Below are 12,827 nucleotides of genomic sequence, written 5' to 3' on the forward strand. Positions count from 1 at the left end.
GCCACACCCCCGAACCCAACCTGGACCGCCTCGACGGTGCCGGCGCCGCCGCCGCCATCGAAGCCCGCGCCGTCACCGCCAATGACTCCGCCGCCATCGTGCGCGCCAAAGCCGCCCTCGACAGCCTCGACGTCGCCGAAGGCCTCGCCGAACTCGAAGGCGCCTCCGCCCGCGTCGCCGTCGACGAAAAGCGCATGATCAACTGCCGCGCCGACCTCAACCAACTCGTGCCCTTCAAGTACGACTGGGCCTGGCAAAAGTACCTCGACGGCTGCGCCAACCACTGGATGCCGCAAGAGGTCAACATGACCGCCGACATCGCCCTGTGGAAAAACCCAGAAGGCCTGACCGACGACGAACGCCGCATCGTCATGCGCAACCTCGGCTTCTTCTCCACCGCCGACTCCCTGGTCGCCAACAACCTCGTGCTGGCCGTGTACCGCCTGATCACCAACCCGGAGTGCCGCCAGTACATCCTGCGCCAGGCTTTCGAAGAAGCGATCCATACCCACGCGTACCAGTACTGCATCGAATCGTTGGCCATGGATGAAGGCGAGATCTTCAACATGTACCACGAGATTCCGTCGGTCGCTAAAAAGGCCGCTTGGGGTTTGAAGTACACCCGTTCGATCTCGGATCCGAAGTTCGAAACTGGCACTGTTGAGACTGATAAAGAGCTGCTGCGCAACCTGGTGGCTTACTACTGCGTACTGGAAGGCATCTTCTTCTACTGCGGTTTTACTCAGATCCTGTCGATGGGCCGTCGCAACAAAATGACCGGCGTGGCGGAGCAGTTCCAGTACATCCTGCGGGATGAGTCGATGCACCTGAATTTTGGTATCGATGTGATCAACCAGATCAAAATCGAAAACCCGCATTTGTGGGATGCCGAGATGAAGGAAGAAGCGACCCAGATGATTTTGCAGGGGACGCAGCTGGAGATTGAATATGCGCGAGATACCATGCCGCGTGGGGTGCTGGGGATGAATGCGGCGATGATGGAGGATTATCTGAAGTTTATTGCTAACCGTCGTTTGTCGCAGATTGGGTTGAAGGAAGAGTATCCAGGGACGACGAATCCGTTTCCGTGGATGAGCGAGATTATGGACTTGAAGAAAGAGAAGAATTTCTTTGAGACTCGGGTTATTGAGTATCAGACTGGTGGGGCGTTGAGCTGGGACTAAGCAAGCTCATAGTTAATATAAACCCTGAGCTAGCTCAGGGTTTTTACTAACCACAAACATTACCACTCAAAGCTACGCCTTAGCATCAGCGACGGCCAATTTTAAGGCCTCCAACTCCGCCACCAATAGTTTATTCATGCGCTCCAGCTCTGTATTCTTCTCCTTTAATACCGCCTTGGACGGTTTATCTACATTATGATAGCTAGGTATATCAAAAGCTAACTCAAGCTCATCTTTGTAAGGCATCAATGGCTGATACAACTGATAAAACGCCCTTCCAACAGCACCTTTAAAAAGCTCCAACTCAGGCTTATTTTGTCCCGATGACAAGATATGCTGCGTTGCAATACCTGGATACGGATCTATATAAACGATCTTCTTCAAACCTAATTGATACGCTTTTTTTGCACAGAGTTCACAAGGGCTTGCCGTCGTAAACAGCACACCGCCAGACAACTTCTGCCCCCCATGCTTCGCTATCTGCATGAAAGCATTTTCTTCAGCATGCAGCGCTCGGGTGTGAACCTGATTTTTCTCGCCCTCAATTTCATTTTGAACGCTTTTGAAGCAGAACGAAAAATTCCTATTAGACTCTTTATTTGTCGCTATTAGCTGAGAGTATTTTGCAGAGATCGCCTCTCTAAAAACGGGAGACTTCAACTCATAATCACTATAATCTGTCTTATTCCTCCCTTCCAAAAGATCTTCAGCGCTTCTCAACATACAAGGAGTTTGTCCCTGCGGAGTGTTATTCCAGCCAATTGCCTTAACACTATAACTTGCATCAGTAACAACTGCTCCAACCTGCCGAGAGATGCATCCTGAACTCTGCTTTGCGGTGTATGCGATCTGCATGCAGCTTTCGATTGAGGTTGGCATGACTAAACCTGGATGCATCATCAAAGTGACATACCAAGCTAACTGACTAACCAAATCATTATGAGTAAACTCACTACCTTTCGAGTTATAAATATGTATATCTGAAATCTCAATACACTCTTGTACATTCTGCGCAACAAACTTTTTCATACCTGAAATTTTCTCAGGATATTCCTTATCATCCAAAATTTTTATTTCGTGATCAGATAGCTTTCTATATCCTCTGAGACTATTCAATCTCTCTAGATTTGACGTATTAATTGAAACCAAATAGAAATTTGCATATCGTCGCTTAAGGAAAAATGCCTCATAGGGATTTCTGATCGCATCTATAACGATCCGGCAAGGCACTTTATCTAAGCGTGCTTTCTTATGAGCCAACTTAATTAAAACATTCAGATGTTTTGGAAAATTAAACATCTCAGCCGCTACAAAGTCAGAGCTATTTGCCGCCCCTGAGGAACGAACGTTATCACCAGCCTGTTGATAGACCTGCGTAAATCTTGCCCGCCCTAAAAACCCCATAAAAAGACTAGTAACCCTGGGCATTTCTACGAAGTAGAGTTCAAAATTAGAATTCACATTCTTATCTTCCGTAGAGTCACGCGCCTCATCAACACTCAAAACTCTAGTTCGAACCTCATTCAATGTAGAAGAAAAACTAGCGACTTCAACTTCCAACAGTGGAGTAGCGAAAGAAAATCGGCTAATATAGTCACAAAACTCATAATCCGGCAATAGAAGCAGATGATATGTAATAAGACTACTTGCTTCAATTCTATAAAATGACGCCCAACTCCCGCCATCAATATATTTTTTTATTATCTTATGTTTTTTGAACTCGTTACGGGTCAACCCTTCATACCCCTCACCAGGTATGTTGAGCCGTTTCTCACAGAGTATTTTTGCCGCTGTAGTACATCCAGACCCGGTACGCCCCGTCATACCTATAATCAGAAAGTCCTTCGCATCCTCATAAATATTATCAACAACCAAAGAAGTGCTAGACATCCTTGAAACCTCCATTTTTCATTTAAAACAGCAATTTATCGATGCATTTCGATCACACCGTCACCCATCTATACATAGCGTTACTGGCAAAACGCCTTTATATACTCGCACACTTCTCCAGATGTAGAAATCTCCGACAAGAAAACAGGAGCTTGTCATTATTGTTTTCATAAGCAAACGGCTCTATTCTGGGCTTCGGTGCCTAAGAAACGCCCAACGTAGAAGCAACGTCTCACTCACACAGCAGAAAACTGCCGTATCAACAAGGCGGAATAATGCTGCGTTGAGACTTAGCCAGTTGGAGTTTCTTAAATCCGCTCTCTACGTTGGGCTCCTGCCCACGCGACAATCACGTAGAGATCATAGGAAATGACTAGCCAATATTTGCTCGACTTGACGACAGCCAAAAAGATTGCGAAGACGGAGCCTTTTGTTGCCCTCGTTTTTACCCGTCAAAACCTTCAACTACACACCCTCCTTTTAGAAAACCAACCCTGGTTTTGCGCTCGCGACCTTGGGCGCTTGATGGGCTGGTATTTGGATGACCGAACGACGCGCAAACTCGATGAAGACCAGCGCAGAACTCTAAACCTACTATTTCACGGTCAGCCGGAAGAAATGCTGATGATCAGCGAATCCGGTGCTTACGCGTTGTTGATCTATCACTACACACCGGGGAATCGTCTACTGCGTAGCTGGCTTACCCACGAAGTTGTTCCGACATTGCGCGACGAGCGCCAACCTCGAACCGTGGAGCGCCCGTTGTTGAGCATGCTGGATTGGCCGGAGATGTCGTTGAACCTGCTGCATTGGCAGGATGAAGGTTGGATTAGGCTTCGGGACATGCCGTATTTGCTGGTTAATCGGACCTATCGGCGAGAATCAGCGAAGACTCCGTGGTGGCGCAAACTCACTCAACCTTTCCGAATGAAGCAGCGATTTCACTAAATTCCACGACAACCAAATCCGACCGACTCGTAGGAAATTTCGTAGACGTCATAATGGCTACTCAGTATCGTCCGAGGGTTTTCTACCCTCGGCGGCTGTATGGATATTGCGAAAGACAAAACGGACTGGAACGATGCAGAGTTGGCAGCGGCGGTCGAGGCATATTTGAAGATGTTGGCCTGGGAAAAGAGCGGCCAGCCTTTCAACAAAGCCCTCGAAAACCGCCTTCTGCGTGAGGGCCCGGTGGCGGGTCGTGCGAAAGGGTCTATTGAATTTCGCATGCAAAATATTTCCACCGTGCTCGTCAGTATGGGCTGGGACCGTATTGAAGGTTATAAGCCAGCAAGGAACGTAGGCGCAGGCGTTGAGCAACGCATCCGCCAAGCACTTGCCACGCAGGGTGTATTCGAATCCGAAGATGCTGCCCAAACGGCAGATGAGCAGACGCTTATCCGTCGCGCATCCAAACTGCAGCAGCAACCTTTCCAAAGGCAACCGGACGGCATAGCCCAGCCGCAGAAGGTATCGACCGTCAGCAGCGCCTTTGTCCGCGACCCAAAGGTACGCGCGTGGGTACTAAAAGAAGCCAAGGGTATTTGCGAAGGCTGCGGTTCAAACGCACCTTTCGAGGTCGATGGTTTGCCATTTCTTGAAGTACATCACGTCAAGCACCTCGCCCAGAAGGGTTCGGATCGCACCAGCAATGCTGTAGCCTTGTGCCCCAATTGCCATCAGCGTTGCCACCGGTCGAGTGATCGGGATGAATTCACCGCAGGGCTTTACTCGAAAATCAAAAGATTGAGAGAGGAGCCCTTCCCTGTGGTCACACCTGATGCACGCTCAAAAAACACCCGATAGGACCGAGGCCCACCCGTGAACCCAGACATGCTCGAAGCCGGCCCCGCTGACGCCAAAGTACTCTCCGTCTTTGACTTCGACGGCACCCTGACCCACCACGACAGTTTCGTGCCCTTCCTCAAATTCGCCTTCGGCCCCGGTGAGTTTTATGGCCGGATGGTCAAACTCGCTGTGCCTGGGCTGCGCTTTTTGCTGCGGCAGATCAGCCGGGATGAGTTGAAGGCGCAGTTGATCCGCACCTTTATGACGGGGGTGGAGAAGGCGTGGGTTCAGCAGCAGGCGCAGGCGTATTGCCAGAAGACGTGGCCACGGTTGATGCGCCCGAGTGGGTTGAAGTCGGTGGCGGATGAGGTGAATTCCGGGGCGGTGGTGACGCTGTGTTCGGCGTCGCCGGCGTTGGTGTTGCAGCCGTTTGCGGATCGGTTGGGGATCAGGTTGATTGGCACTGAGCTTGAGGTGGTCGATGGGGTGTTGACGGGCAAGCTCACGGGGAATAATTGCCGGTGTGAGAACAAGGTGCTGCGGCTTGAGGCGATGTATGGGGATTTAGGCGAGTATCGGCTGAGGGCCTGGGGCGATACGCGCGGGGATCGGGAGTTGTTGGCGGCGGCGCAGGATGCGCATTTTCGGCATTTTCATGCGAAGAAGAAGCGGGCTCGGTTGCAGCGGTGATGCGGGTGGGTGGGGTCGGCAGGTGGACCGAGGCGATCCCATCGCTGCCTCGCTGGGGCTCGAGAGCTCCCACATTTTGATCGGTGTCGGGATGGGTAGCGCACTAGCATGGCGTGCTAGGGGTTGAGTGGTCACACCGGCCCATCCCGATCAATCGTCAATGCTACCCAATTCTTGTTCTTCAAATGCTGATCGCACCGCCTGCACCACCCGCTCGGCTAAGTGAACGGTTTCTAACTGCGGATACGCTTTTTTCAATTTCCCCGACACCTGCCAATTATTTTCCTTTATCGAGCGAATGACGCGGTTTGCGTCATGATCCGGCATTTCCAGTACTTCTTTGAGCTGCTCCTGGGCGCGTTGAAAAATAACCAACACACGCGCCTCATCAGCCATTTCTGTACAAACCGTATGCGCCACAACCTCTGCCGTGTACAAGACATGCTCGGTCAAGTCGGGGTAACGCCACGCGAACTGCGCATCTTCGTAGTCATCGAAGACCAAATTGCTGCGAGTGCCGTCCTCGTAGACGACAAGTTCGCCAAACCGATAGGACGCGGCGTAGCGCTGCATGAATGGCCGCGAAAACACCTCCAGCGTACGATCGTAACGCGCCCGAAAATCAATCGAGCTTGTGATCGTGGCTGACACCGGCAGGATCACGCCGTCAGGTACTGCCTTATCACGGATCAAGGTGTCGTTGATCAGAAAGCGATGGATCCGACCATTGCCATCACGCATAGGGTGGATGTACACGAAGGCGAAAGCGATGACCGCTGCCCGAGCAAGCGACTCAGAGCCTCGTGTTGCCAGTTCGAATGCCTTCAAGCCATCGAGCAGCTGTGCCAGCACTTCATATGGCGGCGCAATGTAGTGCACGATGTCCTCGCGCATGGTTGCCTGCCCCACAAAAACCGGCGAGCGCCGTAAGCCCAGTCCGAGCGCCTCTTCGCCCAAAATACCGGTTTGCAACGCGTGTAGGCTTTCGTTGCCCAACGGATTCTCGATATGGCCGCAGTACTTGGCGATCACGTGGGCAAACCGCTGGATCCTGTCTGCCTTGTCTGCCTCTCTCTCGATCAGAAAACTCGCGCGTGACTCCTTGAATGTCAGCCAACTGGCCGTGCGCATAAGGATATCGGCGCCGAAGGTTTGGTCAAGCTCCCGCAGTGCCGCACCCAAATCAAACTGCAACGCTCCTTGTACGGCCTCGGTACGGCGGATCAAAGGGGAGAACGCCGGTACGCCGGGAAGATTATCGTTGACGCGCCAGCGCCGTATCCGTAGCGGCTCAACACGGGTCAAGTAATGTTGCGATGAAACTGCATCGACATAACCGCCGTTAGAAACATCTGGCACATCAAGATGCAGTCCGGTTAACCACTCGTACAGGAATCCGGTGCGGCGCGCATATTGACCAAAGGGCGTTTGCCGGCACCAGGCTTCGACCGGCGCCGGGCCGACTGCAGCAAACAGGCGAGCGAAAAATTCGAGGTGAATTTCTTCGTACTTGAGCCCAAATTCGAAATGTCCCGCAAAGTCGTCCGAGGGTTGATAGCTGATCGGGTACTTGCGTTCGACACGCCCATTGCTCTCTAGGCTCATGCGTGTCGTCGCGATAACAGACTCGACGCGTAGGGGTTGCGCAAGCGCGATAAGGTAGCGGTCAGCGAGAGCCTTGAAGCCTACTTGCATTGTCGAATCCCCTAACGAGCGCTAAAAAACGATAACAATTGGGAGATAGTAGGCGAAAACGATAATTTAGAGTTCACAAAAACGCTAATGCACACTCAAATTTGATAACGAGCATGCCATTTCCGTTGAAAATGATAACAGGCGGTAGAGAGGCGATTCGGGATTGTGGGCTCGACGGGGAAACCGAGTCGATCCCTTCGTAGCCTCGCTGGGGCTCGACAACTCCCACAGTCTGATCTCTGTAGATCCGGAATTGGCGCTTGGCGTAAGCATTATGGGGTGGCTTTGAGGTCTACACCCAACGCCGTTGCGAAGGCTTTTACCATCGGGCTTCTTGGGGCGTTGTGGCGCAGGATCAGGTTGAAGGCGGTGCTCAGGTGAACCTGTTCCGGGCACAGCGCGCGCAGGCGCCCTTCTCTTACCAACGGTGCGGCGTAGTGTTCCGGCAGGAAACCCAGGAAGCGGCCGGTGAGGATCAGAATGGCGACGGCTTCCACTTGTGAGGCCGAGGCGGACTGGCTGTCGTAGGTGACGAAGTTGGCCTTGTCGCGATGGATCGCATAGCGATGGTTCACCACTTCGTATTGGCGCAGTACTTCTGGCGAGATGTCGCTCGCGTTGAACAGTGGATGTCCTACGGCGCAGTAGGCGTGGGCCTTTTCTTCGTATAACGGGAAATAGTCGAATTCTTCGCGGCGTTGGTACACCGGAACGATGCCGACGATCAGGCGCCCTTCGACCACACCCCGCTCAACTTCGTCCAGCTGCGAGGCATGTAGACGCAATCTGATTTTCGGCGATTCGCTATGTAACTTGCCCAACGCAGTAATCAGCGGCGAATTAACGTCGGACACGGTGTTATCAATAACACCCACACTAAGGTCGCCAATAAGCTCGTTTTGCGCCGAACTAAGCTTGTCGCGAAAACTGTCCACCGAGGTAAATAACTCGATGGACGCCTGATACACCAACTTGCCTTCTTCGGTCAGGCCAAAGCCTTCTCTGCCCCGTGTGCACAGGCGCATGCCGATGCGGATTTCCAGGTCGGAGATCTGTTTGCTGATGGCCGCCAACCCCACGTTCAGCTCGTTTTGCGCGGCGCTGAAGCCGCCCGCTTCGACCACGGCCATGAACACGCGCAGCAATTTGAAGTCCAGCCCGCTCAGTTGCAGGGGCGGTCTTGTGCCTGGTTTTGGCGGCATGTTTCCAGAAGTGGAAAGTGGGGTTTCCATAATACGCGTTGACCTCTAGTGCCATATTCAACAGGCTTGAACCCAATCCTTGAACATAGCCAGGCGGCGATAATGGCTGCAAACATCCGCCCTTGGCAACCTTGAATATAGCGGGTTGAACAGCACACAGAGGCTGATTTAACGCCCGGCAAAACCTGACACTACGATCAGGACTTTTTACGTTTTGACTGCCTCCGACTCTTCTAAAAACAAGCGTGAGGAACACCCATGTCCCAGCCCACCGACCGCCTTTGGGGCGCTCGTTTCAAGACCGGTCCGTCTGCTGCATTGGCCGCGTTGTCGCGATGCCCCGAGCGCTATTTCCGCCTGACGCCCTACGACCTGGCGGGGTCTCGTGCCCATGCCCGTGAGTTGCAGCGCGCCGGTTTGCTGGATGAGTCGGAGACGTTGCGCACCCTGGAAGCACTGGACCGCATCGGCGACGACTTCGCCGCCGGCCGCCTGCATCCCACCCTGGATGACGAGGACGTGCACACCTTCATCGAACGCGTATTGACCGAGCGCCTGGGCGCCTTGGGCGGCAAGCTGCGCGCCGGGCGTTCGCGCAACGACCAGACAGCCAACGACCTGCGCCTGTTTCTGCGCGACCATGCGCGCACCATCACCACTGAGGTGCTGGGTTTGCAGCAGGCGCTGGTGGATCAGGCTGAGCAGCATATCGAGAGCATCTGCCCTGGGTTTACCCATTTGCAGCAGGCGCAACCCATCGTGTTTGCTCACCACTTGCTGGCGCATTCGCAGTCGATGCTGCGCGATGTGCAGCGTTTGGTGGATTGGGATGCGCGTACGGCGTTGTCGCCATTGGGTGCAGCGGCCATGGCCGGTTCGGCGATTGCGCGTCAGCCGGAGCATTCGGCCAAGGAAATGGGCTACACCACGCCGTGCGAAAACTCTATCGACGCTGTAGCCAGCCGCGACCATGTGGCGGAGTTTCTGTTTGTGGCGGGCATGCTCGGGGTGAATATTTCGCGGCTGTCCGAAGAGTTTTGCCTGTGGTCGTCGCGCCAGTTTCGCTGGGTGGTGCTGGACGATGCCTACGCGACGGGCAGCTCGATCATGCCGCAGAAAAAGAACCCGGACATTGCCGAATTGGCGCGGGGCAAGGCTGGGCGCTTGATTGGCAACCTGACCGGGTTGATGTCGACGCTCAAGTCGTTGCCGCTGTCGTACAACCGCGATTTGAGTGAAGACAAACACAGCGTGTTGGACAGCGTGGACACCTTGCTGCTGGTGCTGCCGGCGATGGCCGGGATGGTGGCGACCATGAAGGTGCAGGTGGAAGAGTTGCGGCGTCAGGCGCCGATGGGCTTCACTTTGGCGACTGAGGTAGCGGATTGGTTGGCGACCCGTGGTGTGCCGTTTAAAGAGGCGCATGAGATTACCGGCGCCTTGGTTCAGGCCTGTGAGAAGCATGAGATTGAGTTGTGGGAAGCCTCGCCAGCGATGTTGGCAGAGGTGGATGCGCGGCTGTTGCCTGAGGTGCGGGACTGCTTGACCCTGGAAGCGGCGATTGCGGCGCGCAGTGGTTGGGGTGGGACGGCGCCGGAGCGGGTGAAGGAGCAGATTGAGCGGTTGAAAGTGGCATTGGCGGCTCAGCAAAAATGGGCTGAGAGTTATCAGGGGTTCAGAATTTAGGATTTGTGGTGTGAGGGTTGGCGCCATCGCAGGCAAGCCAGCTCCCACATTAGACCGAGTACATCCGCAGTAGCGTTATCAGTTTTTGGAGAGTCACCATGAACCAAACCCCGGCGGAGCGCTTGGAAGCCGAGCGCAAGTTGTCCGAGAACCAGTTCGATATCACGCAGTACGAGCATGTGCCGCGTCGGTATTACGGGCGGATGTTTTTTGCCACGTTGATCGTGATCGCACTGGCCGCGTTGCTGCGTGCCTTTGCCAATGGTCAGATCGAATGGTCCTACATCGGCCAGTTCCTCACGTCCGAGGCCATTCTGTGGGGCTTGGTCAACACCATCGTCATGTCGATCCTGGCGATGGCGCTGGGCGTGGTGATCGGGGTGATCACGGCGATCATGCGCATGTCGGCCAACCCGATCCTGCGCTATGTGGCCATCACCTACACTTGGCTGTTTCGCGGCACGCCGCTGATTTTGCAGCTGTTGCTGTGGTTCAACCTGGCGCTGATTTTCCCGGTGATCGCGATTCCGGGCGTGTTCAGCATCGACACAGTGGACTTGATGACGCCGTTCGTGGCCGCCCTGCTCGGCTTGAGCATCAACCAGGGCGCGTACACCGCCGAAGTGGTGCGCGCGGGCTTGCTGTCGGTGGATACCGGCCAATACGAAGCGGCCAAGTCGATCGGCATGCCGAGCCTTCAGGCGCTGCGTAGGATCATTCTGCCGCAAGCCATGCGGGTGATCATTCCGCCTGTAGGCAACGAGTTCATCAGCATGGTGAAAATGACCAGCCTGGCGAGCGTGATCCAGTACTCGGAGCTGCTGCACAACGCGCAAAACATCTACTACGCCAACGCCCGGGTCATGGAGCTGCTGATTGTGGCGGGCATCTGGTACCTGGCGGTAGTGACTGTTCTTTCATTTGGTCAAAGCCGCCTTGAGCGTCGTTTTGCCCGCGGCGCCGGCAAGCGTTCGTAAGTCTGGGTTGAGGAGATTTGCCCCATGAGAAGCATCGTCAAGGCCGTCAACCTGAACAAGTATTACGACCAGTATCACGCGCTGCGTGACATCAATATCGAGGTCGAGCAAGGCGAAGTGATGTGCATCATCGGCCCGTCGGGTTCGGGCAAAAGCACGCTGCTGCGCTGCGTCAACCAGTTGGAAAAAATCGACAAGGGCGGCCTGTGGGTCGACGGCGAACTGGTGGGTTACCGCGTCGTCGGCAACAAGCTGCACGAGATGAATGAATCGCAAATTGCCCGTCAGCGTTTGGCGACCGGCATGGTGTTCCAGCGGTTTAATTTGTTCCCGCACATGACCGTGCTGCAGAACATCATCGAAGGCCCGTGCCAGGTGCTCAAGCGTTCACCCAAAGAAGCCACCGAAGACGCGCTGGAGTTGCTCGCCCGCGTTGGTTTGGCGGACAAGCGCAATGCCTACCCGGTGGAATTGTCCGGTGGTCAGCAACAGCGTGTGGCAATTGCCCGCGCCTTGGCGATGCGCCCCAAGCTGATGTTATTCGACGAACCCACGTCAGCCCTCGACCCGGAGCTGGTAGGAGAAGTGCTGTCGGTGATGCGCGATTTGGCTACCACCGGCATGACCATGATCGTGGTCACCCATGAATTGGGCTTCGCCCGCGAAGTGTCCAACCGCATGGTGTTTATGGACGCCGGCCAGATTGTGGAAGCCGGCAGCCCTGAAGAAATTCTAATAAGCCCACAAAACCCGCGTACCCAAAGCTTTATTTCTGCCGTTCGCACTTAACTAAAAAACAAACGAGAACGCCCCCATGAAAAAATTGTTTATCCCAACGTTGCTCGCAGGCCTGATGGCCTCCTCGTGTGTATTCGCGGCATTGCCGGCGGCAATCAAGGACAAGGGTGAAATCAGCGCGGCCATCGTGCCGAACTACCCGCCGATGGATTTCAAGGACACCGCCACCAACCAGCTCACCGGCCTGGACTTTGACCTGGGCAACGCCCTGGCCGAGCGCCTGGGCGTGAAGATCAAATGGCAGGAAACCGGCTTCGAGCAGATGCTCAGCGGCCTGACCACCAAGCGTGTGGACATCGTGCTGTCGGGCATGAGCGACACCGCCGAGCGCCAGAAAGCCGTGACCTTCATCGACTACTTCACCAGCGGCCCGCAGCTCTACACCTTGGCCAAGCGTGAAGACCTCAAGGAATTGACTGACCTGTGCGGGAAAAAAGTCGGCACCAGCCGCCGTACTACCTGGCCGTCGGAAATTGCCGCATGGAGCAAGGAAAACTGCGAAGCAGCGGGTAAGCCAGCGATCGTGGTGATTGGTACTGAAGGCTCGGCGGACGCGCGGGCGCAGCTGCAGCAGAACCGTTTGGATGCGGCAATGCAGGGCAGCGAGACCATTCCTTATCTGATGTCGCTGGACAAGGGCAAGTACAAGCCGGTCGGGCTGGCGATTTCCAAGCAGTTCACCGGGCTTGGGATTGAGAAGAGCAACACTGAGCTGGTGACGGCGATCAGTGAAGCGCTGCAAGGCATGGTTGATGACGGGACGTACGGCAAGATCTTGAAGAAGTGGGATCTGGAGCAAGGTGCTGTAGCCAAAATCTCCATCAACGGCGGCCAGTAACTCGGCCTAAATGATCGTTCCCACGCTCTGCGTGGGAATGCATCCTGGGACGCTCCGCGTCCCACAGCCAATGCAAGAC

General features: G+C 54.7%; 11 protein-coding genes. 8 read left to right on the top strand and 3 right to left on the bottom strand.

Annotated elements, in window-relative coordinates; all coding sequences use genetic code 11:
* The first annotated feature begins 20 nt into the window (after positions 1-20).
* Positions 21-1,184, top strand: a complete 1,164-nt coding sequence (locus BFW87_RS04240; protein WP_254865851.1) for a ribonucleotide-diphosphate reductase subunit beta — start codon at positions 21-23, stop codon at positions 1,182-1,184.
* A gap of 72 nt (positions 1,185-1,256) precedes the next feature.
* Here BFW87_RS04240 and BFW87_RS04245 read toward each other — a convergent pair whose 3' ends face one another.
* Positions 1,257-3,074, bottom strand: coding sequence for a deaminase (locus BFW87_RS04245; RefSeq protein WP_078738720.1), 1,818 nt, complete (start codon positions 3,072-3,074; stop codon positions 1,257-1,259).
* A gap of 369 nt (positions 3,075-3,443) precedes the next feature.
* Between BFW87_RS04245 and BFW87_RS04250 the strand changes: the two genes are divergently transcribed.
* From BFW87_RS04250 to BFW87_RS04260, 3 genes are all read left to right on the top strand, one after another.
* A complete protein-coding gene (locus BFW87_RS04250; protein ID WP_078738721.1) occupies positions 3,444-4,022 on the top strand; it encodes a BRO-N domain-containing protein in 579 nt (192 codons plus the stop codon).
* A gap of 99 nt (positions 4,023-4,121) precedes the next feature.
* Positions 4,122-4,880 (top strand): HNH endonuclease, encoded by a 759-nt coding sequence (locus tag BFW87_RS04255; protein WP_078738722.1) that lies wholly within the window; start codon positions 4,122-4,124, stop codon positions 4,878-4,880.
* A 27-nt stretch (positions 4,881-4,907) separates the two neighbouring features.
* Entirely contained in the window at positions 4,908-5,552 is a 645-nt protein-coding gene (locus BFW87_RS04260) for an HAD-IB family hydrolase (RefSeq protein WP_078738723.1), read from the top strand.
* A gap of 150 nt (positions 5,553-5,702) precedes the next feature.
* On the opposite strand, the gene BFW87_RS04265 is transcribed toward BFW87_RS04260, so the two are convergent.
* Together BFW87_RS04265 and BFW87_RS04270 are read right to left on the bottom strand one after the other, a co-directional pair.
* Positions 5,703-7,247, bottom strand: coding sequence for a Fic family protein (locus BFW87_RS04265; protein ID WP_078738724.1), 1,545 nt, complete (start codon positions 7,245-7,247; stop codon positions 5,703-5,705).
* 272 nt (positions 7,248-7,519) lie between these two features.
* Positions 7,520-8,479, bottom strand: coding sequence for a LysR family transcriptional regulator (locus BFW87_RS04270; RefSeq protein WP_078738725.1), 960 nt, complete (start codon positions 8,477-8,479; stop codon positions 7,520-7,522).
* 228 nt (positions 8,480-8,707) lie between these two features.
* On the opposite strand from BFW87_RS04270, the gene argH reads away from it, so the two are divergent.
* From argH to BFW87_RS04290, 4 genes are all read left to right on the top strand, one after another.
* Complete coding sequence (argH, locus tag BFW87_RS04275) at positions 8,708-10,135, top strand: argininosuccinate lyase (RefSeq protein WP_078738726.1); 1,428 nt, start codon at positions 8,708-8,710, stop codon at positions 10,133-10,135.
* Between the two features lie 98 nt (positions 10,136-10,233).
* Positions 10,234-11,112, top strand: a complete 879-nt coding sequence (locus BFW87_RS04280) for an amino acid ABC transporter permease (protein ID WP_078738727.1) — start codon at positions 10,234-10,236, stop codon at positions 11,110-11,112.
* Between the two features lie 24 nt (positions 11,113-11,136).
* The gene (locus BFW87_RS04285) at positions 11,137-11,901 is read left to right on the top strand and encodes an amino acid ABC transporter ATP-binding protein (protein ID WP_016974699.1); all 765 of its coding nucleotides are present in this window, start codon (positions 11,137-11,139) and stop codon (positions 11,899-11,901) included.
* Positions 11,902-11,926: 25 nt separating this feature from the next.
* Positions 11,927-12,748 carry an ABC transporter substrate-binding protein gene (locus BFW87_RS04290; RefSeq protein ID WP_078738728.1) on the top strand — a complete coding sequence of 274 codons (822 nt, stop codon included), beginning with the start codon at positions 11,927-11,929 and terminating at the stop codon, positions 12,746-12,748.
* Positions 12,749-12,827 lie beyond the last annotated feature (79 nt).

It is taken from the genome of Pseudomonas fluorescens, assembly GCF_002022275.1.
Lineage (GTDB): Bacteria > Pseudomonadota > Gammaproteobacteria > Pseudomonadales > Pseudomonadaceae > Aquipseudomonas > Aquipseudomonas fluorescens_AJ.